We start from the raw sequence: 401 nt of genomic DNA, 5'->3' as shown, positions 1-401 counted from the left end.
ATGCACATTCGCCCGCCACCCGCAGTGGGTGCCAGAACGGCGCAATGATGGTACCTGCGCCCAGGTGAATCGTGGTGGTCTTGGCTGCGAGGTAAGCCAGCAGCGGCATCGGGCTGGGCGAGATGGTGTATTCCATGGCGTGGTGTTCGCCAATCCAGACGGTGCTGAAACCACCGGCCTCGGCCATCAGGGTCAGTTCGGTCAGGTCTTCGAACAACTGACGGTGGCTGACGCTTTCATCCCAACGTTCCATGTGTACGAACAGGGAAAACTTCATGACGCTTACCTCGGATCTATTGTGATCGGCCTGTCGACTGCGGGCCCTTAAGTACTCTCGCCACTGTGAGGCCTGTCACGGATGACAGCTGTTCGGCGGATTGATTGTTGGTATACCATAATAC

Annotated in this window: 1 protein-coding gene; it reads right to left on the bottom strand. The window is 57.4% G+C overall.

What is annotated here, in order from left to right; genetic code table 11:
• Window positions 1-277, bottom strand: a 277-nt coding sequence (locus tag JHD73_RS28205) for an LLM class flavin-dependent oxidoreductase (protein ID WP_199033396.1), incomplete at its 3' end; no start/stop codon positions are given.
• Window positions 278-401 lie beyond the last annotated feature (124 nt).

This window comes from Ralstonia sp. ASV6, assembly GCF_016429285.1.
Classification (GTDB): Bacteria; Pseudomonadota; Gammaproteobacteria; order Burkholderiales; family Burkholderiaceae; genus Ralstonia; species Ralstonia flaminis.
The sequence above is the reverse complement of the archived record's forward strand: the minus strand, read 5'-3'. Positions and strand labels throughout refer to the sequence as shown.